The organism is Rhizobium sp. LjRoot254 (genome assembly GCF_964254105.1).
Lineage (GTDB): Bacteria > Pseudomonadota > Alphaproteobacteria > Rhizobiales > Rhizobiaceae > Rhizobium_E.
The window spans coordinates 5,595,455-5,620,029 of sequence record NZ_CAXUSM020000001.1 but is presented as its reverse complement, the minus strand read 5'-3'; the positions used below and the strand labels follow the sequence as shown (position 1 = coordinate 5,620,029).

At 61.6% G+C, this 24,575-nt stretch carries 23 protein-coding genes; 11 read left to right on the top strand and 12 right to left on the bottom strand.

From position 1 onward, the window contains the following. Positions 1-190: 190 nt before the first annotated feature. The 7 genes from ACSQ26_RS27740 to ACSQ26_RS27710 all read left to right on the top strand — a co-directional run bounded on the left by ACSQ26_RS27740 (position 191) and on the right by ACSQ26_RS27710 (position 6,691). A complete protein-coding gene (locus ACSQ26_RS27740; RefSeq protein ID WP_436014704.1) occupies positions 191-1,096 on the top strand; it encodes an NAD(P)-dependent oxidoreductase in 906 nt (301 codons plus the stop codon). Continuing rightward, positions 1,096-2,727: a GMC family oxidoreductase gene (locus ACSQ26_RS27735; protein WP_436014702.1), complete on the top strand. Its 1,632-nt coding sequence runs from the start codon at positions 1,096-1,098 to the stop codon at positions 2,725-2,727. The genes ACSQ26_RS27740 and ACSQ26_RS27735 overlap by 1 nt, the downstream gene beginning before the upstream one ends. A gap of 58 nt (positions 2,728-2,785) precedes the next feature. Next, the gene (locus ACSQ26_RS27730) at positions 2,786-3,697 is read left to right on the top strand and encodes a LysR family transcriptional regulator (RefSeq protein ID WP_436014700.1); all 912 of its coding nucleotides are present in this window, start codon (positions 2,786-2,788) and stop codon (positions 3,695-3,697) included. A 131-nt stretch (positions 3,698-3,828) separates the two neighbouring features. Further along, complete coding sequence (locus tag ACSQ26_RS27725; protein WP_436014698.1) at positions 3,829-4,584, top strand: adenylate/guanylate cyclase domain-containing protein; 756 nt, start codon at positions 3,829-3,831, stop codon at positions 4,582-4,584. A gap of 233 nt (positions 4,585-4,817) precedes the next feature. After that, positions 4,818-6,014, top strand: coding sequence for an aromatic ring-hydroxylating oxygenase subunit alpha (locus ACSQ26_RS27720; RefSeq protein WP_436014696.1), 1,197 nt, complete (start codon positions 4,818-4,820; stop codon positions 6,012-6,014). Between the two features lie 43 nt (positions 6,015-6,057). Next, positions 6,058-6,378 (top strand): YnfA family protein, encoded by a 321-nt coding sequence (locus ACSQ26_RS27715; RefSeq protein WP_436014694.1) that lies wholly within the window; start codon positions 6,058-6,060, stop codon positions 6,376-6,378. A 4-nt stretch (positions 6,379-6,382) separates the two neighbouring features. Then, a complete protein-coding gene (locus ACSQ26_RS27710; RefSeq protein WP_436014692.1) occupies positions 6,383-6,691 on the top strand; it encodes a hypothetical protein in 309 nt (102 codons plus the stop codon). A 7-nt stretch (positions 6,692-6,698) separates the two neighbouring features. Here the strand turns inward: ACSQ26_RS27710 and ACSQ26_RS27705 are convergent, their stop codons facing one another. The 5 genes from ACSQ26_RS27705 to ACSQ26_RS27685 all read right to left on the bottom strand — a co-directional run bounded on the left by ACSQ26_RS27705 (position 6,699) and on the right by ACSQ26_RS27685 (position 12,912). Beyond that, positions 6,699-8,111 (bottom strand): aminotransferase, encoded by a 1,413-nt coding sequence (locus tag ACSQ26_RS27705; protein ID WP_436014690.1) that lies wholly within the window; start codon positions 8,109-8,111, stop codon positions 6,699-6,701. 168 nt (positions 8,112-8,279) lie between these two features. Next, complete coding sequence (locus ACSQ26_RS27700) at positions 8,280-8,528, bottom strand: hypothetical protein (protein WP_436014688.1); 249 nt, start codon at positions 8,526-8,528, stop codon at positions 8,280-8,282. A 4-nt stretch (positions 8,529-8,532) separates the two neighbouring features. Next, entirely contained in the window at positions 8,533-9,750 is a 1,218-nt protein-coding gene (locus ACSQ26_RS27695) for an aminomethyltransferase family protein (protein WP_436014686.1), read from the bottom strand. Then, a complete protein-coding gene (locus tag ACSQ26_RS27690) occupies positions 9,747-11,306 on the bottom strand; it encodes a phytoene desaturase family protein (protein ID WP_436014684.1) in 1,560 nt (519 codons plus the stop codon). The genes ACSQ26_RS27695 and ACSQ26_RS27690 overlap by 4 nt, the downstream gene beginning before the upstream one ends. After that, positions 11,293-12,912 (bottom strand): phytoene desaturase family protein, encoded by a 1,620-nt coding sequence (locus tag ACSQ26_RS27685; RefSeq protein WP_436014682.1) that lies wholly within the window; start codon positions 12,910-12,912, stop codon positions 11,293-11,295. The genes ACSQ26_RS27690 and ACSQ26_RS27685 overlap by 14 nt, the downstream gene beginning before the upstream one ends. A gap of 155 nt (positions 12,913-13,067) precedes the next feature. On the opposite strand from ACSQ26_RS27685, the gene ACSQ26_RS27680 reads away from it, so the two are divergent. The 4 genes from ACSQ26_RS27680 to ACSQ26_RS27665 all read left to right on the top strand — a co-directional run bounded on the left by ACSQ26_RS27680 (position 13,068) and on the right by ACSQ26_RS27665 (position 17,168). Next, the gene (locus ACSQ26_RS27680) at positions 13,068-13,856 is read left to right on the top strand and encodes a class I SAM-dependent methyltransferase (protein WP_436014680.1); all 789 of its coding nucleotides are present in this window, start codon (positions 13,068-13,070) and stop codon (positions 13,854-13,856) included. A 44-nt stretch (positions 13,857-13,900) separates the two neighbouring features. Further along, positions 13,901-14,548 carry a TetR family transcriptional regulator C-terminal domain-containing protein gene (locus ACSQ26_RS27675; RefSeq protein WP_436014678.1) on the top strand — a complete coding sequence of 216 codons (648 nt, stop codon included), beginning with the start codon at positions 13,901-13,903 and terminating at the stop codon, positions 14,546-14,548. A 92-nt stretch (positions 14,549-14,640) separates the two neighbouring features. Beyond that, positions 14,641-15,921 (top strand): hypothetical protein, encoded by a 1,281-nt coding sequence (locus ACSQ26_RS27670; protein ID WP_436014677.1) that lies wholly within the window; start codon positions 14,641-14,643, stop codon positions 15,919-15,921. A 134-nt stretch (positions 15,922-16,055) separates the two neighbouring features. Further along, complete coding sequence (locus ACSQ26_RS27665; RefSeq protein WP_436014676.1) at positions 16,056-17,168, top strand: acetate/propionate family kinase; 1,113 nt, start codon at positions 16,056-16,058, stop codon at positions 17,166-17,168. Here ACSQ26_RS27665 and ACSQ26_RS27660 read toward each other — a convergent pair. Genes ACSQ26_RS27660 through ACSQ26_RS27630 form a run of 7 tightly spaced genes read right to left on the bottom strand, consistent with a single transcriptional unit; the run spans position 17,165 to position 24,554 of the window. Further along, entirely contained in the window at positions 17,165-18,247 is a 1,083-nt protein-coding gene (locus ACSQ26_RS27660) for a DUF917 domain-containing protein (protein WP_436014674.1), read from the bottom strand. The two genes, ACSQ26_RS27665 and ACSQ26_RS27660, sit on opposite strands and share 4 nt — an antisense overlap. A 13-nt stretch (positions 18,248-18,260) precedes the next feature. Then, positions 18,261-19,343: a DUF917 domain-containing protein gene (locus ACSQ26_RS27655; protein ID WP_436014672.1), complete on the bottom strand. Its 1,083-nt coding sequence runs from the start codon at positions 19,341-19,343 to the stop codon at positions 18,261-18,263. Further along, positions 19,333-20,898 carry a hydantoinase/oxoprolinase N-terminal domain-containing protein gene (locus ACSQ26_RS27650; RefSeq protein ID WP_436014670.1) on the bottom strand — a complete coding sequence of 522 codons (1,566 nt, stop codon included), beginning with the start codon at positions 20,896-20,898 and terminating at the stop codon, positions 19,333-19,335. The genes ACSQ26_RS27655 and ACSQ26_RS27650 overlap by 11 nt, the downstream gene beginning before the upstream one ends. Continuing rightward, on the bottom strand, positions 20,895-21,797 hold the full coding sequence (locus tag ACSQ26_RS27645; RefSeq protein WP_436014668.1) for an ATP-binding cassette domain-containing protein: 903 nt from the start codon (positions 21,795-21,797) through the stop codon (positions 20,895-20,897). The genes ACSQ26_RS27650 and ACSQ26_RS27645 overlap by 4 nt, the downstream gene beginning before the upstream one ends. Continuing rightward, positions 21,794-22,639, bottom strand: coding sequence for an ABC transporter ATP-binding protein (locus ACSQ26_RS27640; protein ID WP_436014666.1), 846 nt, complete (start codon positions 22,637-22,639; stop codon positions 21,794-21,796). Before ACSQ26_RS27640 ends, ACSQ26_RS27645 begins: the two co-directional genes overlap by 4 nt. Beyond that, a complete protein-coding gene (locus tag ACSQ26_RS27635; RefSeq protein ID WP_436014664.1) occupies positions 22,636-23,523 on the bottom strand; it encodes an ABC transporter permease in 888 nt (295 codons plus the stop codon). Before ACSQ26_RS27635 ends, ACSQ26_RS27640 begins: the two co-directional genes overlap by 4 nt. Beyond that, complete coding sequence (locus tag ACSQ26_RS27630) at positions 23,523-24,554, bottom strand: ABC transporter permease (RefSeq protein WP_436014662.1); 1,032 nt, start codon at positions 24,552-24,554, stop codon at positions 23,523-23,525. The genes ACSQ26_RS27635 and ACSQ26_RS27630 overlap by 1 nt, the downstream gene beginning before the upstream one ends. Positions 24,555-24,575 lie beyond the last annotated feature (21 nt).

The window sequence follows — 24,575 nt, the reverse complement described above, 5'->3', positions numbered from 1 at the left end:
ATACTGGACCGGATTTGCCCTTTTGCCCAGCCTTGGCGCAAACAAAGGATTGCGGCGCAATGTATCTGTTATTTTTGTGCGAAGTGGGGAATTACCTGCCCAGGGAAATAGGCTAACATCGATCGCACAAAAATATCAGCCCCTCGGAATATACAATTCCGTTTGTTTGCGACGGGCTTGCGGGGGAACAATGCGCTACGGTTTTATCGGGCTCGGCCATCTCGGCCGCTATCTCGCAGGCAGTCTGCTCAAGGCTGGCTTCGACCTCACGATCAACGATCTCGACAAGGCCAATGCGAGGACGTTGATCGAGGGCGGCGCCAAATGGGCGGACGACCCGCAGGCGCTCGCGGAAAAGGTCGATTGCGTCATCACCTGCCTGCCCTCGCCCAAGGTTTCCGAGGCCGTATTGACCGGCCCTCGCGGCATTCTCTCGGGCCTGAAATCCGGCGGCACCTGGATCGAGATGAGCACACTCGACCATAACGACGTCACGCGGCTGGCGGCCGTGGCCGCTGACAAGGGCATCCGGATGATGGAGGCACCTGTCACCGGAGGCGTCCACAAGGCCGCTACCGGCGAAATCACTGTCATCGCTGGCGGCGACAAGGATCTTTTCGAACTGCACAAGCCCGCGCTCCAGGCCATGGGCGGCGAGATCTTCCATGCCGGCGATCTCGGCAAGGCGGCGGTGATCAAGGTCATCACCAACATGCTCGCCTTCATCCACCTGATCGCGACGGGCGAGGCGCTGATGTTGGCGAAGAAGGGCGGCATCGACCTGACCGACGCCTTCAACATCATCAAGGCCTCCTCGGGCAATTCTTTCGTCCACGAGACCGAGGGCCAGGTGATCCTCAACGGCAGCTACAACATCAATTTCACCATGGACCTCGCAGTCAAGGACCTCGGCTTCGCGCTCGGCTTCGGCAAGGAATTCGGCGTGCCGCTCGATCTCGCAGAACAGGCGATGCAGACCTTCATCCGCGCCAAGGCGGCCTATGGCGGCGGCGCGTGGTCGAGCCAGGTGGTGAAGCTGCTGGAAGACGCCACCGGCACCGATCTCCGCGCCCCCGGCTTCCCGGCGGAGCTTTGATGGAACGCGATGGCGCGACATTCGATTATGTGATCGTCGGCGCCGGCTCGGCCGGCTGCGTGCTGGCCGAGGCACTGAGCCGCAATGGCCGATACAAGGTCGCGATCGTCGAGGCAGGCGGCACGGATAGGAAGTTCTTCGTCCAGATGCCGCTCGGCTACGGCAAGACCTTCTACGACAAATCCATCAACTGGAACTACTACGCCGAACCCGATCCCGGCTTGAACGGCCAGCGCGATTTCTGGCCGCGCGGCAAGCTGCTGGGCGGCTCCGGCTCGATCAACGCCATGGTCTGGATTCGCGGCGACCGGCGCGACTATGACGATTGGGCGGCGGCGGGCAATCCGGGCTGGGGATTCAAGGACGTCCTGCCGTTCTTCAAGGCACTCGAAGACAACGAAGCCGGCGAAAGCGATCTCCGGGGGGCGGGCGGCCCCGTCCATATCACCGATGCGAGCCGCAGGCCACAGCTTCTGACAGAACGCTTTATCCGCGCGGGAAAAGAAGCCGGCTTCCCGTTCAATCCGGATTTCAATGGGCCGCAGCAGGAAGGCATCGGCATCTACCAGATCAACACGAAAGGCGGCTGGCGCATGTCTGCCGCGCGCGCCTTCCTGCGCCCCGCGCTCAAGCGCAAAAACCTGACGCTTATTACGGGCGCGCAGGCTACTAAGGTCATGTTGACCGGCAAACGCGCGACGGGGATCGAGATCGACCATCGCGGCGCGCGACGGGTGCTGACCGCCAGCCGCGCCGTCATCCTCGCCGCCGGTTCGATCAACACGCCGCAATTGCTGCAGCTCTCCGGCATCGGCCCGGTGGAGCATCTCAAGTCAATCGGCGTCGATGTGCTGCAAGATAGCCCCGCTGTCGGTCATCACATGCAGGATCACCTCGGCATCAACTACACGTTCAAAGCCAGCATTCCGACGCTGAACCAGTTGCTTAGGCCATGGTGGGGCAAGCTGCGCGCCGGCATGCAATTCCTGCTCGCTGGCTCCGGCCCGCTCGGCCTCAGCCTCAACCAGGGCGGTGGCTTCGTAAAATCGCGGCCGGATATCGAGCGTCCGGATATCCAGCTCTATTTCCAGGCGATTAGTACCGCGACTGCCCGCAGCGGCACGCGGCCATTGCTGGAGCCCGATCCCTTCCCCGGCTATGCGATCGGCATATCCAGCACCAAGCCGCAATCGCGCGGCAACATTCTCATCCGCTCCGCCCACCCGTTCGAACACCCTCTGATCCGCGCCAATGCTTATGGCACGGAAGGCGATTTGGCTGGCATGCTCGCCGGCGTCAAGCTCATCCGCCGCCTTGCCGCCCAGCCCGCGCTCGCCGAAATCACCGCCGAGGAACTGGTGCCCGGCCCCTCGGTGCAAAGCGATGACGAACTGACCCATGATTTCCGCACCCGCTCCGGCACCGTCTATCATCCCTGTGGCACGGCGCGCATGGGCAGCGATCCGCTGACCTCCGTTGTTGATCAGCGCCTGCGGGTGCACGGCATCGAGGGGCTAGTCGTCGCTGATGCCTCGGTTTTCCCGTCCATTATCTCGGGCAATACCAATGCGCCTGTTATGATGGTGGCGTCCCGCGCCGCTGCCTGGCTGCTTGAAGACGAGGAGGCCTAGCGGAATGGAAAATCTCTGGTTAGAGTCCGGCACGAAACCGCCCGCCCCCACGGACAGAATGAACGATCACAATCCCTTCGCAGGCTACCAGCTTCCGCCGCTCGCATGGCTGCGCGCCTTCGAGGCCGCCGCGCGGCATCAAAGCTTCACGCTGGCTGCCGCCGAATTGAACCTGACCCAGGCGGCCGTCAGCCACCAGGTGCGGTCGCTGGAAAAGCATCTCGGCGTCGTGCTGTTCGAACGCCTGCCGCGCAGCCTGCGCTTGACCGATATCGGCGCCGCCTACCTGCCGCCGCTGCGTAACAGCTTCGATGAACTCGCCGCCGCAACCGCCGGCCTCTTTGGCCCCGTCGGTAAACGGATGCTGACCATACGGGCGCCGATTTCGCTGCTGGCGCTATGGCTCGCGCCGCGATTGCCAAAATTCCAGAAGCAATGGCCGGACATTTCGCTCCGGATTTCGACCATCGTGTGGGCTCCGGCGTCCAGCGAGGAAGTCGCCGATATCGACATCCGCTTTGGCGACGGCAAATGGTCGGGCGTCAAGTCGACGCTGCTGCTGCGCCACAACGTGATCGTCGTCTGCGCGCCAGGCATGGCCGAAGGTGACGACGATGCGGCACGGCTGAAATCGCTGGTCACCAATCGAATGCTGATCCATGTCACGGGTTACGAAAATCTCTGGCAGCGGCTGGCGCAATCGGCCGGCTTCGTGCTTCCGCCAGCACCGGGCATGAATATCGATACGACGATCTCGGCGCTGGAAATGGCCGCGTCCGGCGTCGGCCCGGCCATCGTGCTCGATGGCCTCGCCGAGGCCTATATTCTCGACGGCCGCCTCGAAAAACCCATCGAAGCGTCCCTGCCGGTCGAAGAATCCCACTATATCGTGCAGGCCCAGGGCGGCAAGCGCATGACGGCGGAGGCCATGCTGTTCATGAAATGGCTGAATGAAGAAGCCGAAAAATGAGCGAACCCTCCCGTCGGTCACGAACGGCGGGCCTGCAGGTTGCCAGAAGCCGTCAAAAGAGACATTCTGTCTTTTTGGCGGCCGGAACCGATATCGATGGATGCGCCGCTGATAAGGCTGGAGGTCGTTGAATGGAATCGACGGCGCGTAACAATGCCCACATTTGCCGGGGATGCTGGGACCAGATGCATATGCCGATTCCCATTCGGGGACCGCTGGCCCTGCCCTTCAGGGCTTTCGGCATTACGCGCAGCAAGATGAATCCCAATATCTGCACAATCTGCGAACGTTCATTCCGATATGTAAAGAAGCAGCGCCACATCACTTCCGTTGCGACGATTCTGTTTGCCGACATCCGTGGTTTCACCCATCTGTCGGAGCGCATGGCGCCGATCCAACTGAGCGAGATCGTCAGCGTGTTCCAGGATAAATGCGCCCAGGCGATCTGGGACAATGACGGGATCGTCAACAAGCAGATGGGCGATGGCCTGATGGCAATCTTCAACTTTCCCATCAAGATAGAAAACCACGCCGAGGCTGCGATCAAGGCGGCACGCGATATACAGGTCCAGTGCGGCATCGCTCTCCGTTCGCTGGGTCTGGATCTCGACCACACCGTATCGGGTGCCATCGGCGTCGGTGTCGGCATTCATACCGGCGAGGTCGAGATCGGTGAGTTCTCCACCTTCCGTAGCGACTTCACGGCGATTGGCGGTGCGGTCAATCTTGCTTCGCGACTGGAATCCCAGGCCGCCGCCGGCGAGATCGTGATTTCGGTCGAAACGGCAGCCCTGGCACCAACGTCGATCTCGGAATCGGAATTGCGCACGCTGACCCTCAAGGGCATCGACCGCCCGACCCCGGCACACGTCCTGATCACGCATTGAACAGGTTGTTCTGCCCGCTCCGGCAAGAAATTTACGCTGCAACGCGCGACCTGATGCCGGGCCGTATATCCCTTTGAAGCAGTTTGCTTTTTCCGGAGATCGACGGCTGGCGATTGCAAGCGATCCGGCGCGCCATCAACCATCACTCAAACGAATTTCTCTCGCAACCTATTCCAATTCTTGGGAAAATATGATTATATTGAATGAACATTCAGCAAATAATGAGGCCCGCCATGAACGAGATTGTCCGCGATTTGAATGTCCCGAACGATTGGGATCGCCGCGGCCTGCCCGGCTGGACTTACCATTCAGACGCAATGCTGGAGCTCGAGAAGCAGCATATATTTCGCGAGCACTGGCAGATTGCCTGCCACATCTCGGACCTGCCCGAGCCCGGCAGCTACCTGACCATGGATATCGTCGGCGAACGGGCGCTGATCCTACGGGGCCAGGATGGCGAGATCCGTGGCTTCCACAATATCTGCAAGCACCGAGGCTCGCGCCTCGTCGCCGATGAGCAGGGCAAGTGCCGCAACGCGCTGGTCTGTCCGTTCCACGGCTGGGTCTACAATCTCGACGGCACGCTGCGCGGGCCCTCCCGCCCCCAATCCTTCCCGCCGCTCGACAAGGTCGAGTTCGGCCTGACCCCGCTCGATACCGAGATCTGGATGGGCTTCGTCTTCATCCGTTTCGCCAAGGGGCAGCAGGCTTCCGTTGCCGAGATCATGGCACCCTTCGCGGATGAGCTCCGCCCCTACCAATCAGAGACAATGGTGCCGGCAGGTGAGATTTTCACCCAGACGACGCCGGTCAACTGGAAGTCCGTGCGCGACGTCGATAACGAAGGCTATCACGTTGCCATGGCCCATCCGGCGTTGCAGGATCTCTACGGCCAGACCTATTACGACGAGCCCTATGTCAACGGCATCTGCCGCTCCTTCGCGATCTATAACCCGCATGCCGGCCGCCGCTGGAGCGTGCGCAACTATGTCAAGATCAGCCAGGACAATCCGCGCCTGCCCGAGCGGCTGAAGAAGGCGTGGATCTATTACGGCCTCTTTCCGAACTGCGTGATCGCGGTAACTCCGGAGACCGTGCAATTCTACCAGGAGTTCCCGATCTCCCGGACCGAGACCAGGCTGCGCGGCGCCGTCTATCGTTACAGGCAAGAGACCCGCGAGCAGGAAGTCGCCCGCTATCTCCAGATGCGCATCGACCGAGACACGCTGTCGGAAGATGTCCAGTTAACGATCTGGTCGAACGAGGCGATGGCATCGAAGAGCTTCGGCAATTTCTACCTCTCCGACCTCGAATATGGCGTCCGCACCCATCACGACCATCTCCGCCGTGTGCTACCGGTGATGACGCTGGAAAAGGCGCCCGAGGAAAAGGAAGTCGCTGAGGTCAACGCCCGGATGCGGATGGGCTGATCCAAGGGCTGGAATTCGGCGATAGACCATGCCAGTCTGAGCCATGGTCTATCTCATCTATGCCGCCGCCGCCCTCTCGGAAATCGCTGGATGCTTCGCCTTCTGGGCGTGGCTCAAGCTGGACAAGTCGCCGCTTTGGCTGGCACCCGGGATGGTGTCGCTGGCACTCTTCGCCTGGCTGCTGACCTTCATACCTGTAGATGCCGCCGGCCGTGCCTACGCGGCCTATGGCGGTGTCTATATCGCGGCATCCATTCTGTGGCTGTGGTTGGTGGAAGGCCAGCGCCCCGACAGGTGGGACCTGACGGGGCTTGTGGTCTGCCTAGTCGGCAGCGCGATTATTCTTTTGCCGTCGAGGACGTGACCTAATGGAAATCGATCAACGAATCCGGCTTTTGCTCAGCTCACAGCGCGCATTGCTCGACGCAGTCACGCCCAACATTCGTGCCGTCCGATGCGCCCACAAAGGCAATATCATCTTCATCGAGTTCATATTTGAAGCTGATTTTTCGGAAGAGGATTTCGACAGATGCGAAGTCGTAGCCACCGAGGTGATCTCGGACTACTCTGATGCGATGATTGACACGCGCTTTACCGTCTTGCCGCCGCCCGCATGCATTCCCCATGACGAGAGTAGCGTGACAGTTTATCGGCGCTTTGAGCAGTTTGACGCTTGAACTCTGCTCACCCCTTCCAGAGCCCTTCCCGCACCAACTCGTCCTGCGTGATCACAATGCTCTTGCGCAGGATATCGGCCATCTCGTCAATCTGGGCGACGGAGATGGTCAGCGGCGGGCTCATCACGCACATGTTGATCAGCGGCCGGACAAGCAGACCCAGTTCCTGGCAATGCTTGTCGATGCGCTTGCCCACTTCGAGATCGAGCGTCAGCGGGTTGTTGCTGACATGGTCGGCGACGCATTCGATGCCTGCCATCAGGCCGCGCCCACGCACCTCGCCCACCAGCGGCAGGTCTTCAAGCGCCTTGAGCCGGCTCTGGAAATGCCCCGAGATCGACTGCGCATAGTCGAGCAGGCCCTCCTCGAGAATGTCGAGATTCTTCAGCGCCACGGCGCAACCGATCGGATGGCTAGAATAGGTCAGGCCGTGCGCGAACATCGCGTCATTGTGGTTGGACTGGCGCAGTTCCTCGAACAGCTTGGAGGCGATCATCACGCCGCCCAGCGGGAAATAGCCTGACGTGACGCCCTTGGCGAAGGTGATCATGTCGGGCTTGACGCCGAACACGTCGTCGGCCGCGAAGACATGGCCGAGACGGCCGAAGGCGGTGACGACCTCGTCCATGATGAACAGGATGTCGAACTCGCTGCAGAGCGCCCGCATGCGCGGCCAATAGCCCTCCGGCGGCACGATGACGCCGCCCGAGGCCATGATCGGCTCGCCGATGAAGGCCCCGATCTTGTCGGCGCCGACCTTTTCGATCAGCCCCCGGAATTCGGCGACGAGGAAATCCGTGAACTCGGCTTCCGTCATGCCCTGGGGACGACGGAAAGGATTGGGGCAGGAGAGTTTCAGGATTTGCTCGCGCGCCGAATCCATCCAGTCATGGTCGCGCGGGCGGCCATTGAGCGAGGCCGAGAGATAGGTCGAGCCGTGATAGCCACCCTCGCGGGAGATAATCATCTTCTTCTCCGGCCGGCCCTTCACGTTGTTGTAGAACTGCATGAAGCGCAGCGCCGTCTCCACCGCCGACGAGCCGCCGGTCGTGTAGAAGACGTGGCCGAGACCCTCAGGCGCAAGACCGGCGAGCCGCTTGGCCAGCACCGCCGCGGGTTGGTTCGTCGTGTACCACGGCGAATTGTAGGAGAGCGCCATCGCCTGGTCGTGCATGACCTGCGCCAGTTCCTTGTTGCGGTGGCCGACATTGACGCACCACATGCCGGCAGGGCCGTCGATCAGGCGGCGGCCGGTATGATCGGTCACATAGATGCCTTCGCCGCTCTCGATGAAGCCACGGGCCTCGGCGCCGATCGACCCCGAGACAGGCCAGGGCTGCACGAGGTGCTTCTCAGCCATTGCATCCACGCCAGCAGGAGTGTTGTCGTTGAAATCGTCAAATTCCCGCTTGGCCGCCATATCAGTCTCCCGTTCAGTTCGTATTTTCATTCAAATGCAAAATATTGTTTTACAACACTATCTCGCATTCATTTTGAATGTGCGTTCAGTCAATATCGCAGAAATGGCCTCTTGTGGCAATCCCGGTGCCGCCCGAATTGTCCGGAAATCGCTAAGCCGGACGGGAGCTCAACCGAGTGCCCCGCGCATCCGCTCCACCTTCTCGATCCACGCATCACCCATCTTGTAAGCCTTCAATGCATCGACCGCGTCTTCATGGTCGATGCGCGAACAGATACGGTAGATCTCCAGCACTTCGGCGCTCATTTCGCCGGCCCGGTAGAAATACATAGCGGCGGCGTAGCGCGCGCGGCCGGACCATTCCTCGCCCGCCGGGGTGAGGATCAGTTTCCAGTTGCTGAGCGCTTCGTCATCCATGGCTTCACATCACGCCCGGAGGATTGGCGCCGCGACGGTCGAGCTTGATGAAGGGGCGCGGCACGATCTTCACACGCTTCATCAGCTTGCTGTAATTGAGTTCGCGCAGCGCATAGATCTCGACCCATAGATCCCCTGTGATCCGTTCGCCATAGGGCCGGGTGAGGCTGGCGATGGCAATGTTCTTCTTCAGCAGCGGTGACCAGGCCGAGGCCGTGACGATGCCGCATTCCTTGCGCTTGTTGTGATAGATCAGCGACAGCGGCCCGGCCACATTGCCTTCGACTTCTAGGCCGACGAGAATGTGCTTCAGTGTCTTCTTCTCGCGCGCCTTGACGATCGCATTGCGACCATTGAAGTTCGGTTTCTCCAGATCGATCATCCAGTCGAGCCCGATCTCGTCGGGCAGCCTGAGCCGATCCTCGCGCAGCGCCGTCTCTGACGTCACGAAATCCGCATTCGCCACGATGAAGCCAGCCTCGATGCGCGCATGATTGAGCGCGGCATAGCCGATCGCCCGCATGCGGTTCTTCTCGCCCACGGCGGCGAGCCGATCCCAGAGGCTAAGCGCCTGGTCGCGATGACAAAACAGTTCGTAGCCAAGATCGCCGGTAAACCCTGTCCGCGAGATGACCACCGTGCCGCCCCCATGCGGAAACTCGGCCAGTTGGAAAACCTTGAGTTTCTCCGCGCCCTCGAAGCCTGCATTCCTGAGCACCGCCCAGGAGGTCGGCCCCTGTAGGGCCAGCCCGGCAATCTCCGTACTCTCGTCGGTGATGCGGACATCGAAACCCTCGGCGCTGTCGAGCAGCCAGGGCAGATGCCGCTCCTGCGAGCACAGGCGAAAACGCTCCGGCGCGAGCCGGAACAGCGTGCCGTCATCCAGCACATGGCCGTGGTCGTCGCACCACGCAGTGTAATGCACGCGCCCAACGCCGAGCTTGCGCACGTCACGCAATGTCAGCCGGTTGCAGAATGCTTCCGCGCCCGGACCCTCGATCCGATACTTGGTCATCGGCGAGATATCGAACAAAGCCGCCGTCGAGCGGATCGCGAAATATTCAAGCTCTTCGTCGGCAAGCGAATGCGGCGCCTTGTAACCCGACCAGTGATACCAGTCGTTGTTGATGTTGAGCGCTTCGAGACGGGAATGAAACGGCGTTTCGAGCAGCGGTGTCAGGATGTCGCCCGGACGGCGGCCGGTTGGCGTGATCTGGTTCATGCTCCCCTCCGGGACAGGATGTGGCGTGCGGCGTTGCGCCCGGGCAGGCCGGAAATTCCGCCGCCGGGATGGCTGCCGGCGCTGGCGAGATAGAGGCCTTCGAGCGGCGTGTCATAGCCCGAGACGGCAAATGTCGGCCGGTTGATCAGCAGTTGGTCGACCTGCAACTCGCCATGATGCCAGTGGCCGCCGGGCATATTGAAGTCCCGTTCGATATCGACGGGCGTGAGCAACTCACTCGCCTTGACCGTGGCACCGATACCGGGCGCATGACGCTCCAGCACGGCCATGATGGCGGCGAGGAATTTCGGCTTGCCGGCCTCCCAGCCCTCTTTCAAATCGTAAGGCGCATACTGCACATTTGCCGACAGCACCGCTCCGCCTGCTGGCGCCAGCGACGGATCGGTCAGGCTCGGCAGTGTGATCTCCATGACCGGATCGGGCGAAAACTCGCCATATTTCGACGGATTGAACGCATCCTCGACATGCCGCACCGAGCGGGCGATCACCAGTCGTCCCTTGAGATAGCTATGGCTGACGCCGAGAAATTCAGGAATCTTATCGAGTGCCAGATGCAGCTTGGCAGTATCACCCTTGCTCCTGACATGCTTGAGGCCCATCGAAAGATGCGTGTCAATCTCGCCGGGTGCCACCAGATTGCGCAGCGTCGTGACTGGATGGATTGCCGAGACAATTACATTGGCGCTGAATTCCTCGCCGCTCGTGAGCAAGACACCCGTTGCCCTGCCCTTCTCGGATAGGATCTTCGCGACAGGCGCATTCAGCCGTATCTCAACGCCGCGCCGCTTCGCTGCTTGTTCGAGAGCAGCAACGACCGATGTCATCCCACCCTTGGGCACGAACTGTCCGCCCGTCTGGCCTAAGGCTTCACCGGTCAGGCGATAATAGAGCCCGAGCAGCGAAGTCGGCGAACGCGGGCCGAGATGGACACCAAGCACCGCATCGAAGGCGATCAGCGCTTTCAACCGGTCATCGTTCAGGTATTCGTCGGCGATATCGGCGACGTTCATCAGCGCCATGCGGGCGAAATCGCGCGCTTCGTCGCGACCCTGGCGGATCAGGCTCAAGCCTGTCAGTCCGAGATCGAGCAATTCCTTGAGACCCGCCTCGCCCGGCCGTGGCGGACGTTTGTTGAGGAACCGGCCGAGAATGCTCGCCTGTATCATCAGCTTCTTGCGCATCGCTGCGAAGGCCTTGCCCTCTTCAGGCGTCACGCCATCAACGGTTTCACCATAGGCACCACGCAGCACCGCCGGTCCGCGTTCGGGATCAAGCACGACGGTCGGCGCAAGCTCCGTGGTGAACAGCGAAGTATCGAGCCCCAGCTCCTTCGCCACATGAGGCGACAGCCGGTTGACGATGTGCGCAAGGCCGCCAGTGCGATAGCCGGGCGCGAATTCATGGCCGCGCGCGGCACCACCGAGCGCGCCGGATGCCTCCAGCACCACGACCTTGCGGCCTGCCTTGGCGAGCAGGCCTGCGGCGACCAACCCATTGTGACCGCCGCCGATGATGATTGCGTCAAAGGATGTCATGGGCGGGGCTCATATGATCACGGGATTTCTTGAGATCGCGCAGCACTTCGGCCGCCGCGTTACGGCCGGGGGCGCCCATCACGCCACCACCGGGATGGGTGGACGAGCCGCACATATAGAGCCCGTCGATCGGGCTGCGATACTGCGCATAGCCCGGCACCGGGCGGTTGAAGAGCAACTGATCGAAGGTCAGTTCACCCTGGAAGATATTGCCTTCAGTCAGGCCGACCTCGGCTTCCAGTTCACGCGGCGTGCGCACTTCCATATGCAGGATGCGGTCGCGGAAGCCGGGCGAATGGTCGGCGATCTGGCTCACCACCGTCTCGGCGAACGCATCGCGGTCGGCGTCCGTCCACTCCTTGCCCTCCACCTTCGGCGGGCAATATTGCACGAAGCAGCTCATGAAATGCTTGCCCGGCTCGGCCATAACAGGATCGAGCGTCGTCGGGATCATCGCATCGAGGAAGGGATCGGTCGACCAGCGCCCGGCCTTCCAGTCGTCATAGGCGCGTTCGATGCGCTCGACGGAATCGGTGAAGTGCAGGTCGCCCTTGACGCAGGTCGAGCCCTTGGGCAGCGCCGGGAAGTCCGGCATGCCATCGAGCGCGATATTCACCTTGCCCGAGGAGCCACGCATCTTGAAATGCTTGACGCGGTGGACGAATTTTTCCGGCAGGTCCTTCTCGTCAACCAGCTTCAGAAAGGTGCGCTTCACATCGGCATTGGAGATGGTGAGCTTGCCCAGCACCTCTTCGCCAGTGGCCAACGTCACGCCGGCCGCGCGTCCGTTCTTGACGATGACCTTGGAGACTTCGGCATCTGTCTTGATTGTGCCACCCGCCGCCTGGAAGCTCGAAGCCAGCGCCTGCGTCACCGCACCCATGCCGCCCCGCGCATAGCCCCAGGCGCCGACCGAGCCATCGACCTCGCCCATATAGTGATGCAGCAGCACATAGGCGGTGCCGGGCGACATCGGGCCAAGCGCCGTGCCGATAATGCCGGAGATCGCGAGATACGCCTTGATGATATCGGTCTCGAAATATTCGTCGAGGAAATCCGAGATCGACATGGTCCAGAAGCGCAGCGTCTGCGCCATCTGTTCGGGGCTGAATTCACCCATCTTCTTGGCGAGAAACATCAGTTCGCCGATATCGCGCGGCTTGAACGAGAACGGGTCCGGCGCGGTGCGCATCAAGAGCGGCTGAATGAACCGGCACTGGCGCGTCACGTCGCGGGCATAGCGCTCATAGGCTTCGGCATCGCGCGCCGAGTAACGGGCGAACTCGCGGCGATGCTGGTCGTGGTCGCGGTAGCTGGCAAGATAGCCGTCATCGCGGTCGAGCACCGCGCCGCCCTCATAAGCGACGATCTGCAAGCCATGCTTTGGCAGCTCGAGATCGCGCATGATCTCGGGCCGGAACAGCGAACAGACGTAGGAACAGTTCGAATAATAGACGCCCTTGGAAAGCTCGCGGCTGGTCGCGGCACCGCCGACCCAGCCGTTCTTCTCGACCACGCAGACCTCCAGCCCCGCCCGCTGCAGGTAGCCGGCGGTGACAAGGCCGTTGTGGCCGCCGCCGATGATGACAGCATCATATGTCTTCATGCCTGTTCCCCGTTACGTCCTAGGAAACTGGCATAGGAGAGGCTAGCTTGTCCAGATATTTTGAATGAACATTCAGTCAGAATGTTGCAATTTATTGAAATCGCGTTATGATTTCTGTATCAATGATATCGCGAACCCTGGGGATGGAGCAGTGCATGATGACCGAAGCCGAGCCGGAATATGACGATGTCCACATGCGGTTCCTGGAGCTTCTCTGGGGCGATGGCTACCTGTCGCCAGGCGGTCCCGCCGAGGTCGACCGCGTCCTCGATCGCTTCGAGATCCAGGGCAAGGACATGCTCGATATCGGCTGCGGCTCCGGCGGCATCACGCTCCATATCGCCCGGCGATTCGAGCCCCGCACCATCACTGGCTTTGACGTCGAAAAACCTGTGATCACGGAGGCCACGCGCCGCGCACGGGAAGCCGGATTGAGCGACCGCGTCTTCTTCGTCCAGGCATCACCCGGCCGCTTGCCCTTCGAGAATGGAAGCTTCGACGTGGTCTTCTCCAAGGATGCGATGATCCATATATCAGACAAGGATGCGATCTTCGCCGACATTTTCCGCGTGCTCCGGCCCGGCGGCATTTTCGCCGCCTCGGACTGGCTGATCGGCCACGACAACGAGCCGTCGCAGGACATGAAGGACTATGTCGAAGCCGAGGGGCTGTCCTTCGGCATGGCCTCGCCGAAGCGCTACAGGGACGCGATGACCAAGGCCGGCTTCACCGATATCCGCACCGAAAGCCGCAACGCGTGGTATCGCGAAGAGGCGCGCCGCGAGTTGAACCGGCTGCAGGACGAACTATATGAGCAGGCAGTCGCGCTGACGAGCGAGGCCTTCGTGGAGAAGAACCTGCGCACATGGCGAGCCATGCAAAAGGTTCTTGACAGCGGCGAGCATTGCCCTACGCATCTGAGTGCAACCAAACCACGCGCCTGATTCACCCTCAAGGCCCTGGAAAATACGGGAAACATACCAAGCCGATGAACATCGTGCCGGTCATGGAAGGCGAGAGGAAGAGCCGCAAGGCCTCCAAGGAAACCCGCCAGCAGCAGCTTATCGAAGCGACGATCGACTCGCTCGCCAAGCGCGGATATTCCGACACGACGCTGGCCAATGTCGCCGACGGTGCGGGCCTGTCGCGCGGCATCGTCAATTTCCATTTCGAGAGCAAGGAAAAGCTGCTCGTCGCCACGCTGCAATACATGGCCGACGAATATGCCAGCCACTGGAGCTCGGCGCTCGAAAAGGCCAATGACAGCGCCGCCGGCAAGATCTGGGCCTTGGTCAACGCCGATTTCGACCGCCGCATCTGCACCAGGCGCAAGCTCGCGGCCTGGTGCGCTTTCTGGGGCGAAGCGAAATCGCGCCCGACCTATCAGGCACTTTGCGGCGCCAGCGACCTCAACTACCAGAAGACGTTCACCGATCTCTGCGTCGAACTGAAGGTGGATGGCGGTTATGCCTATGATCCCGAGCCGATGGCACTGGGCATCTGCGCGATGATGGAAGGCCTGTGGTTCCGGCTGATGATGAACGACGGACTGACGCGCGAAAAGGCGCTTGCCGCGGCGATCGAATATGTCGCCGCCGTCTTCCCCAGGCATATTTCCACGTCAGGCGTGAAATAAGAACGGCCGGTCAGCCGTCTTGCAGGCGGGTCTTCGCCCCAATCGGGAGCAAGCCATCAATCTCGCCAATCGGAACCTTGACGGAGCGCCTCATGCGGCTGCAACTTTTCTGTGCCCTTGTCTTTCTGGCAGGTTCTGGCCAATCCTTCGCTGCTGAAGCCACAACTTACAAGGGCACGATCGGCAAGACCCCCATCATCCTGGAACTGGCGGAAGCCAACGAAAGCGGCGAGTTCGTCGGGCGCTATGCCTATCTCTCCAGGGGCGGCGACATTCCTCTTCATGGCAAAACCAATGTCGATGGCGGCCTCGCAATCCAGGAAGAGGCACCCTGCACGAAAGAACTATGCCGGGATGCCAAGAACGAAATCGTCGAGAAGGCCCCGATCGGCGCCGAATGGACATTGCGCCAAAGCGACGACGAGCAACAGCTCACAGGCTCATGGAAGGACGTCAAGACAGGCAAGACGCTTGACTTGAAATTCGCCATCGTCGATAGCCGCGAACTCCCCGAAGGCGATGGCGGCGTCACGCTCTACAGCCTTGATCCTTCATCCGTGGCAAGGATTGACGATCACTCCCTGATCACCAAGGCTGACCTGCCGTATGATTTCCTCAAGATGGATGTGCCGCTGAAAAAAGGGGCCGAGGTCAAGTACGGAAACGGCTTCTATCGGCTCGATATGGACCCGCGCGTCGAGGTGGAATTCCCGACGATCGTCAGGATCGGCAAAACTGACATCGCACCGATCAATGCCTATCTCCATCAGCAGCGCCTGCAGTTTTCGTTCAACTCGTCCTACTGCCTGTCCAAGGCCTATCTCGGCATGGATTGGTCGGGATCTGGTGGTGAGGGCGGCATGGGCTACGACGGCCCGCCGTCGGTCGTGGTTAATCTTCTCACGCCGCGATTGCTCGGGATTTCGGAAGGCGGCAGCTTCTTTTGCGGCGGCGCCTATCCCGATAATTTCCTCCGCTACCAGCTCGCGGACGTGAAGACCGGCAAGCCATTGGAGCCGGAATCCCTGCTCAAGGGCTGGGTGGCGAAGGACGCCGACGGCAAGATCGTCGATCCGTCCACCGTCGAGGACAAGAGCAATCTCAAGTTCGGCCCGAGCGACGAGCTGATCAAATATGTCAACGATAACAGGGACCGTTCCGACGCTTCGCGCGATGAGGAGTGCGGGCTTTCCGATCTGGTCGCCAGCAATCTCGGCGTCTATTTCACGCAGGACGAAATGATCTTCACGCTCAAGAATCTTCCCCATGTCATCTTCGCCTGCGGGGACGATCTTGTGACAGTTCCGCTCAAGGATGCAAGGCCATTGTTAACCGATGCCGGCGCGAGATACTTCGCCGTGCTTGACCGTTAGCCGCGTTTAGGCTGCTATCGGTCTCCAGGAACTGGAACCGACGGCATGAGTCTCGATATCGATGCCATACTCGCTCTTTGCCGGTCGCGGTTTTCCTCCGCGCTTGCCGAGACGCGTCGACAGGGCCGCATCCAATGATCGAAACGCTGCTCGTCCTCGACACCGGATCATCGGCCCTGAAGTTCCAGGTCTTCGCCAGCGACAATCTCGCCGTGCTGATGCGTGGCAGGGTGAGCGGAGTAGGCACCAGAGCGGCGCTGGCTGCGAGCATCGAAAACTCTGGCGAGACGATCAAGGCGATCCTCGATTCAAGCGGTCACGATGCAGCGTTGCTGGCCGTTCTCAACCTCATCGACAGGCATGACGACGGCTGGAAGATCATGGCGGTCGTCCATCGCGTGGTGCATGGCGGGCAGCAATTCGTCGAACCCATGATTGTCACGCCAGCCATCCTGTCAAAACTCGAAGCCTTGATTCCATTGGCCCCCCTGCACCAGCCCTACAATCTCGCCGGCATCGAAGCCTCGCACGAGCTTGCCGTCCATGCGGCTGACATCGCCTGTTTCGATACCGCGTTCCATGCCCGGCAGGACCCGCTCTTCACGACATTCGCCATCGAGGCCGAGCTTCGCGACAAGGGCGTCCGGAAATATGGCTTCCACGGGATATCCTATGAATGGATATCCAGCGTGCTCGCCAAGGATTACCCGCATCTCGCCTCTGGCCGTGTGGTCGCCGCCCATCTCGGCGATGGCGCGAGCCTCTGCGCGATCAGGGACGGCAAGAGCATTGACACGACCATGGGCATGACGGCGCTCGATGGCCTGCCGATGGGCACCCGCAGCGGCGCCATCGATCCCGGCGCGGTGACCTTCATGCTCCGCGAACTTGGTATGAACGCGATCGACGTCGAGGATATGCTCTACGAACGCTCCGGCCTCAAGGGCCTCTCCGGCATTTCAGGCGATGTCGAGACTCTGCTCGCCAGCAGCGATCCCCGCGCCGCTTTCGCGCTCGATTATTTTGCGCTGAAGGTGGCGCAGTATGCAGCGATGATGGCCACCTCCATGGGCGGTATCGACGCCCTGGTCTTCACCGGCGGCATCGGTGAACATGCCGAGCCGGTGCGCGAGGCGGTCGTCAAGCGCCTCGCCTTCCTCGGCGGATTTGAAACCATCGTCATCCCTGCAAACGAGGAACTGATGATGGCACTGCATGCGCGTGAATTGCTGCGCAGCCGCAACTAGGCGAAATCGAACGGCCTGTAATCCACATCGTAGCCGAAATAGCGCGGCCCGACGAGCGCAATGCCCTCGGGCGTACGCCATTGCGGATTGCAGGGGAACGCCAGTGCCACGAGCCGGAGGCCGTATTTCAGCGAATCCGCTGTCACCGGGTTGCCGCTGTCCGCCTCCAAGAGCGTGATCAGTTCAGGCGTGGTAACCAACACCTCGCCATCGCGCTCCGCCATCAGGAATTCGTTCTGGAAGTCGAGCTTGAACGTGTGGCCACGCCAGTCCTCGACGCCGTCGAACCAGGCACTGCCGCGCGCAAAACCACCGATCGTGCGCCGGTCGATATCCTTGACCCGGCCGTGAAAGATCACCTTGGCGCCCAGCATCTCAACAATCGCATCGACCGGTTCGAGATGCACGGCGCGCGCTTCGCGTAATGCGAGGCCGAGATTGGCACAGAGCGTCAGCGTGCCGCGCACCACCGCCCTCTTCGCGGTCTTGCCGTCCATGGGATAGAAGGCAAGCAGCGCCGAGCCACCCATTTCAACCGTCGCCGCGCGTGCAAGCCGCTCGGTCCAGGCATTGCTGACGGTCTCGAGCACGATCGAGTTGCCCTTGTCGTCGCAAAGCACCATCGGAGTCGCCGACACGCCGTGCATGGTGAAGGTCACCATCTGAAGCTCGGGATAGGCGCGACCCATGCCGTCGCCATCGACCAGCGGCAGGCCGCTTGCGGCAGCCACGACGAAGGGCGTCGTTGAATTGACCCCACCCGCCTCGCCGCAGAGCACCGCATCAATCTTGCGACCGAGCAACTGCTCGAGCTGCCGGAACGCGTTCATCAGCTCGTCGCCCTGCGGCAGCTTCTCGGTCATGACGGTCGGCGCGCCCATCATGCAGACGGGCACGACGAGCGCGTCGTCGGACAATTCCTCGATATCGACGATCTTGACCGGCCCGTGCTTGCGGATCGCCTGCTGGGCCATCAGCTTGCCGACATAGGGATCGCCGCCGCCGCCGGTTCCCATGATCGCGCCGCCGATGGCGATGTCTTCCATATCCTCGGCATACACCGTGCGCAGGATTTTCATGGTCTGGTCCTTCTCAGAGCGGTTTGAAGGTGAGATCGGGATAGCCGAAGGCTGCCGGGCCGACGATTTCGAGCGCGCGCGGCGTCTTCATCAGGTCATGCACGGGAAGACCAATGACCGCGACCCGCTGGCCGTAGCGCAGCATCTCGGTGGTGATCGGCTCGCCGGTCTCGAGTTCGAGATTCATGATCAGGTCAGGCACCATGATCACCGCCTCGCCATCGACCCAGAGCACGAGATTCTCGTTCTGGATCGCGATCTCGCCTTCGGAACCGGCCCAGTTGCCAAGGCCCGATATCTTCGCCGTGCCTCGCGAGAACCCGCCGACCAGGTTGCGCTCGATATCGGTGATCTTGCCGGTGAAGAACAGCTTGGCACCCGTCTCCTCGACGATCCGCTCGACGACGTTCTGGTGTTTCCGGCGCGCATTCAGCACCGTGTTGCCGATGCTGATCGCCTGCGTCACCGTGCCCGGCACCGCCGTCTTGCGGATGAAATCGCCCCGCATCGGAGCGACAGCGAAGCCTGCGCCGGCGCCCATGTCGACCGAGACATTGCGGGCGAATTTTTCCAGCCAGAACATATCGACCACATGCCGGAAGACGACGACATTGCCCTTCTCATCGGCGATCGCCGCCGGTGACGGCTTGGCGCCATAGATGAAGAAGGTCGTCATCTGCACTTCGGGAAAGGCGCGCCCCATGCCGTCGCCATCGACCACCGGAAGGCCGGCAAGCCCCGCCACGATGATCGGCTCCATGGAGTTGGCGCCGCCGATTTCGGCCGATATGACGGCCGACATCTTCACGCCGGCGGCCTCCTCGACCGCCATCATGGCGCGATGGCATTCGCCACCTTCCTCGACCTTCTCGACCCCGACGACAGGTGCGCCGATGCCGCCGCATTCGCCGACCCAGGCATCATCCGGCAGCGCTTCGAGCGGCATGATTTCGATCTTCGCGCCCTTGCGCAGAAGCTCGCGCGTGCGCAGCATGCCAATATAGGGGTTGCCACCGCCGCCGGTTCCGAGCAACGCCGCGCCGAGTGCCAGCGGCTGGAGATCGGCCTCTTCGAGTATCTTGAAATCACGCGGCATTTTTAGCTCCCGCGACATGGAGTTCACCCACGGCCTTGACGCGAACGCGCGTCGCATTGCCCGGCAGATAGGCTAGTGGCACATCCTCGACATCGACGATCTCGATGCTTTCGCGCAGCGCGCCGGCAGCCACTGCGGCATCGATCGCGCGCGCCTTGGCATCATTGAGCGCCTGTTCGCGGCCGATCTCGGCCAACGCATAGACGCGGTCGATTTCGCCCGAGACCTGGGCGATTGCCGCACCCACCGCATTGGCAACGCCGAAATGATGGGGCTTGATCACCTGCAGCCCGCCGATCGGACCGTTGACGAGGATCGAACCACCGCCGACGACAATCACCGGCAGCGGATCTGGCGACAGCCGCGAGCGCTCGACGCAATCCTCCAGCATGGCGAGGATCTTCGCCTGCGTGCGATCGAGCAGGTCCTTATCGAGATGACCGACCTTGCCCTTGTCGCCAAGATCGGCATTGCCAGCAGCGACTGTGATATCCGTGGTCGTCAGCGTCGAGCCACCGAAGATCAGCGCCTCGCTCTTGATCCGGTAGCCGACCGATGTCGGGCCGACCTTGATGCCATCGGGGCCATCGATGACCAGCGACCCACCACCAAGACCGATGGAGAACACGTCCGGCATGCGGAAATTGGTGCGCACGCCGCCGACTTCCACCGCGACAGTCGCCTGACGCGGAAAGCCCTTCTGCAGCGACCCGACATCCGAGGTCGTGCCGCCTATATCGACGACGATCGCGTCATGGACACCAGACAGGAACGCCGCTCCGCGCATGGAATTGGTCGGGCCTGAGGCGAAGGTCAGCACCGGGAATTTCTCGGCGAAGGACGCATCCATCAGCGTGCCGTCGTTCTGGGTCAGGAAGAACCGCCCCTTGATGCCGGTTTCGGCAATAGCGTTGCGGAAAGCCTCGATCACATGCGCCGAGAGATCGCGCAGGCAGGCATTCATGATCGCGGCATTCTCGCGTTCGAGCAGGCCGATGCGGCCGATCTCGCTCGACAGCGTGATATGCGCGCCGGGTATCGCCTTGGCGAAAATCTCGCCCGCCCGTTTTTCGAATTCGTTCGAGACCGGCGAGAAAACAGAGGTAATCGCAATCGTATTGATGCCCCTGGACTGGATTTCCCCGGCGATACCGAGCAATTCCTCTTCGTTGAGCGGCGAGATCACGCGGCCGTCGAATTCATTGCCGCCATGGGCGAGCCATGTGTGGTTGCCGATCGCCTTCTTGAGATCCTCCGGCCAGTCGACCATCGGCGGCAGCGAGGCCGTCGCCGGCAGGCCGAGCCGCACGGCGGCCGTCTGCGCAAGGTCGCGCCGCTGCACCACCGCATTGGTGAAATGCGTCGTGCCGATCATCACAACGTCGATCGCGCTCGCATCCATCTTCGATTCTGCGAGCACGTCCTTGAGCGCGTTGACGACGCCGGTCATCACATCCGACGTGGTGGCGGATTTCACGCCGGCAATCACGTCGTTGCCGTTCATCACGACGGCGTCGGTATTGGTGCCGCCGACGTCGATCCCAATTCTAATCATCCTGGTTGTTCCTCATTGAAACTGTTCTTGGTATTCAACGCCCTGATTTCGATGAGCTTCTCGGCCGTTGGAATCTCACCATCGATCAGCGGAATCTTGGGGCGCATCGCCTCCTCCTCGGCCGAAATCACCGGCACCGAGGCGAGGAGCAAACGCGTGTAATCATGTTGCGGGTCGACAAAGACATCTGATGTCGGGCCGGTCTCGACGATCTTGCCGCGATAGAGAATGCCGACCCGGCCCGCGAAATTCCGCATCAGGCTAAGGTCGTGCGAAATGAAGAGGAAGGTCAGGTCCAGCCGGCGGCCGAGATCGACCAGCAGATCGATCACGCGGGCCTGAACCGATACGTCGAGGGCTGAAGTCGGCTCATCGAGCACCAACAGCTTCGGGGCTACGGCCAGCGCGCGGGCGATTGCTACGCGCTGTTTCTGCCCGCCTGAAAGCTCATGCGGGAACCGCTCGGCGAAATTCGCCGGCAGTTGCACCATTTCCAGCAGTTCGGAAATCCGCCTTGCGCGATCTCTCCCGGGGTGGCCATGCGCATCGAGCGGCACTGCCACGGACTGGCCCACGGTACGCCGCGGATTGAGCGACGAGCCGGGATTCTGGAACACCATCTGCACCTTTTTGCCATGGGCACGGGTGCCGAAACTGCTGGCGATGCTCTCTCCGTCGATCCGGATTTCGCCAGACGTCGGCGTCTCCAGCCCCATGATCATCCGGGCGATCGTCGATTTGCCCGAACCGCTCTCACCGGCCAGGCCATAAACCGCGCCACGCTCGATCGAAAAGCTGACATCATCGACCGCGCGGACATCGCCCGTATGGCGGCCGAACGCGTTGCGGATGGGGAAGAACTTGCTGAGGTTGCGGATTTCCAGCATCGGCACGGTCATGAGCCCACCTCCGCCCGGCCGAACTGCATGCCACCCGTAAGGCGTGGCACAGCCGCTATGAGGTCGCGTGTATATTGGTCCTTCGGCGCCTCGAAGATCTGGCTCGTCGGACCTTGTTCGACCACCACACCCTTGTTCATCACATAAACATGGTGCGAGGTCTCGCGTACGACGCCGAGATTGTGGGTGATCATCAGTAGCGCCAGTCCGCGCGCCTCGACGAGATCCTTGAGCAGCTTCAGGATCTGCGCCTGCGTCGTAACATCGAGCGCCGTTCCGGGCTCGTCGGCGATCAAAAGCTTCGGCTCACTCAGCAACGCCATGGCGATCAGGATGCGCTGGCGCATGCCACCCGAAAGCTGGATCGGATAGGATTGAGTGACCCTCTCGGGATCGCGCATGCGGACCTGTTCGAGCACCTCATGGACACGCGCCATGCGTTCACGACGGCCGCGCCCACGGCCAAGCCGCTTATCGGCATATTTCAGGATCGTGCCCATCTGGTCGCCGATAGTGAAGACTGGATTGAGCGAACTCATCGGGTCCTGGAACACCATCGACATCGCCGTGCCACGCAGCTTCAGCCGTTCGGTCGTCGGCATGGTCAAGAGGTCCGCGCCATCGTAGAGGATGCGCCCCGAAGTGATCCGCGCCGGCGGCTCGCGCAGCAGGCCCATGATCGCCTTCATGGTGACCGTCTTGCCCGAACCGCTCTCGCCGACCAGCGCCACCTGCGAATGGGCCGGCACGTCGAGCGATACGTTGTGCAGCACCTTGTTGGTGCGGCCGTAGGTCGAGAATTCGACCGAGAGATCGCGAACGGAAAGCAATGGCTCGCTCATCGGACCTCCTGTACGTCGAAGAGGTCGCGCAAGCCGTCGCCAAGCAGGTTGAAGCCGAGCGCGATGAACAGGATGGCAAAGCCCGGCAGGATCGATTCCCACCAGAAATCCGGCAGGAAGGCTGAGCCCTGCGACACCATGGTGCCGAGATCCGGCGTCGGCGGCTGGATGCCGAGGCCGAGGAAGGAGAGCGAGGCGCCGACCAGGATGACGAAGCCGCAATCGAGCGACGTCTTGACCGCGATGGCCGAGACGCAGTTGGGCAGGATCTCGCGAAACAGGATGTGAAACTTCGACGCGCCAAGCGTCTCCGCCGCCTCGACGAATTCCTGCCCGCGCAACTGCCGCGTGATCGAATAGATCAGCCGCGTATGCCAGGTCCACCAGAGCGCGGCGATCGCCAGCATGGAGTTGATGAGATCGGGCGACAGCACGGCAGCAACGGCCAGCGCCATGACCAGCGGCGGAATGGCGAGCGCGATGTCGGTGAGCCGCATGATGATCGTCTCGGTCCAGCCGCCGAAATAGCCGGCGAGCAGGCCGAGCACCGTGCCAACGGGTATAGCGGTACCCAGCACGACCAGCGCCAACAGCAGCGAGATGCGCGCGCCATAGATAACCCGGGTGAAGATATCGCGGCCGACATTGTCGGTGCCGAACCAGTATTCGCCCGAGGGTGGCAGATGGCGCGCCCGGAAATTGACCACCGCGCCGACGTGCTCCGGATAGGGCGTGATATAGGGTGCCAGTATCGCGGCGAGGATCGAAATGATGACGATAGCCGCACCGATCACGGCAGTCGGATTGCGCGAGAAGCGGTACCAGTTCTGGTAGCTGTTCGACAGACGCATCGGCTCAACGGAAACGGTTTCGAACTCGACCATCAGCGCCGCCCTCGGATACGGACACGCGGATCGACGAAGCCGACAAGCAGGTCGATGAGCAGGTTGACCACCACGAAAAAGACGCCCGAGACGATGACCACGCCCATCACGGCATTGAGGTCCTTCTGCAGGATCGTCCGCACACCATAAGCGGCCATGCCGGGCCAGGCGAAGACCAGTTCGACAACGAAGGCATTGCCGATGAGGGATGCGAATTCGAGGCCCGAGATCGTCAGCGGCGGCACGAAGGCGGGGCGCAGCATATATTTGAACACCCGGAGCCGCTCGGGTACGCCAAATGCGCGCGCCGCCTCGATGTAATCTTGGCTCGACACATCGATCATCGAGGCGCGGGTGATACGGGCGATCTGGCCCATCGTCGCGGCAGCCAGCGCGATCGATGGCAGCAGCAGATATCGCAGCGACTCTCCGAATACATCCCAGCGCCAATGGAGGATCGAATCTACCGTCATCAGCCCGGTGATATCGGGCGAAAAGGCCATGTTAGGCGGCAACCGCCCGGTCGTCGGCAGGATATGCAGCACATAGCCCGCAAGAATCTGCAGCAGCAGCGCCAGGAAGAAGCTCGGCGTCACAGCGGATATGATGGCGACCAGCCGCACCGCGTTGTCGGGCCATTTGTCCTTCCAGCGCGCGGCGGCGACGCCGAGCGGCACGCCGAGAACGAAGGCAATGGTGATCGTCGCCAACACCAGTTCGAAGGTCGCGGCGAACGTGTCCCTGATATCGTCGTTGACGGGTCGTTCGGTGAGCAGCGATCGGCCAAGATCGCCCTGGGCCAGACCCACGACGAACAGGCCGTACTGTTCATAGAGCGGCCGGTCGAGGCCGAGCTTGCTGTTGAGATCAGCGACCTGCTCCTGCGTTGCGCGCGGACCCAGCGCCAATCGTGCCGGATCGCCAGGCATGCCGCGGGCAATCGCGAAGATCACGATCGACAGGCCGACAAGGACCAGTATCGACCACAACACGCGCCGGCCAAGGAAAAGGAGAAATTCCAACTGCGCCACTCCATGTTGCGCGGAAAAGGT

Bases quoted from the DNA above. Each gene is read 5' to 3' on its own strand.
- ACSQ26_RS27740 (WP_436014704.1), top strand. From the start codon at position 191: ATGCGCTACGGTTTTATCGGGCTCGGCCATCTCGGCCGCTATCTCGCA.
- ACSQ26_RS27735 (WP_436014702.1), top strand. From the start codon at position 1,096: ATGGAACGCGATGGCGCGACATTCGATTATGTGATCGTCGGCGCCGGC.
- ACSQ26_RS27730 (WP_436014700.1), top strand. From the start codon at position 2,786: ATGAACGATCACAATCCCTTCGCAGGCTACCAGCTTCCGCCGCTCGCA.
- ACSQ26_RS27725 (WP_436014698.1), top strand. From the start codon at position 3,829: ATGGAATCGACGGCGCGTAACAATGCCCACATTTGCCGGGGATGCTGG.
- ACSQ26_RS27720 (WP_436014696.1), top strand. From the start codon at position 4,818: ATGAACGAGATTGTCCGCGATTTGAATGTCCCGAACGATTGGGATCGC.
- ACSQ26_RS27715 (WP_436014694.1), top strand. From the start codon at position 6,058: ATGGTCTATCTCATCTATGCCGCCGCCGCCCTCTCGGAAATCGCTGGA.
- ACSQ26_RS27710 (WP_436014692.1), top strand. From the start codon at position 6,383: ATGGAAATCGATCAACGAATCCGGCTTTTGCTCAGCTCACAGCGCGCA.
- ACSQ26_RS27705 (WP_436014690.1), bottom strand. From the start codon at position 8,111: ATGGCGGCCAAGCGGGAATTTGACGATTTCAACGACAACACTCCTGCT.
- ACSQ26_RS27700 (WP_436014688.1), bottom strand. From the start codon at position 8,528: ATGGATGACGAAGCGCTCAGCAACTGGAAACTGATCCTCACCCCGGCG.
- ACSQ26_RS27695 (WP_436014686.1), bottom strand. From the start codon at position 9,750: ATGAACCAGATCACGCCAACCGGCCGCCGTCCGGGCGACATCCTGACA.
- ACSQ26_RS27690 (WP_436014684.1), bottom strand. From the start codon at position 11,306: ATGACATCCTTTGACGCAATCATCATCGGCGGCGGTCACAATGGGTTG.
- ACSQ26_RS27685 (WP_436014682.1), bottom strand. From the start codon at position 12,912: ATGAAGACATATGATGCTGTCATCATCGGCGGCGGCCACAACGGCCTT.
- ACSQ26_RS27680 (WP_436014680.1), top strand. From the start codon at position 13,068: ATGATGACCGAAGCCGAGCCGGAATATGACGATGTCCACATGCGGTTC.
- ACSQ26_RS27675 (WP_436014678.1), top strand. From the start codon at position 13,901: ATGAACATCGTGCCGGTCATGGAAGGCGAGAGGAAGAGCCGCAAGGCC.
- ACSQ26_RS27670 (WP_436014677.1), top strand. From the start codon at position 14,641: ATGCGGCTGCAACTTTTCTGTGCCCTTGTCTTTCTGGCAGGTTCTGGC.
- ACSQ26_RS27665 (WP_436014676.1), top strand. From the start codon at position 16,056: ATGATCGAAACGCTGCTCGTCCTCGACACCGGATCATCGGCCCTGAAG.
- ACSQ26_RS27660 (WP_436014674.1), bottom strand. From the start codon at position 18,247: ATGAAAATCCTGCGCACGGTGTATGCCGAGGATATGGAAGACATCGCC.
- ACSQ26_RS27655 (WP_436014672.1), bottom strand. From the start codon at position 19,343: ATGCCGCGTGATTTCAAGATACTCGAAGAGGCCGATCTCCAGCCGCTG.
- ACSQ26_RS27650 (WP_436014670.1), bottom strand. From the start codon at position 20,898: ATGATTAGAATTGGGATCGACGTCGGCGGCACCAATACCGACGCCGTC.
- ACSQ26_RS27645 (WP_436014668.1), bottom strand. From the start codon at position 21,797: ATGACCGTGCCGATGCTGGAAATCCGCAACCTCAGCAAGTTCTTCCCC.
- ACSQ26_RS27640 (WP_436014666.1), bottom strand. From the start codon at position 22,639: ATGAGCGAGCCATTGCTTTCCGTTCGCGATCTCTCGGTCGAATTCTCG.
- ACSQ26_RS27635 (WP_436014664.1), bottom strand. From the start codon at position 23,523: ATGGTCGAGTTCGAAACCGTTTCCGTTGAGCCGATGCGTCTGTCGAAC.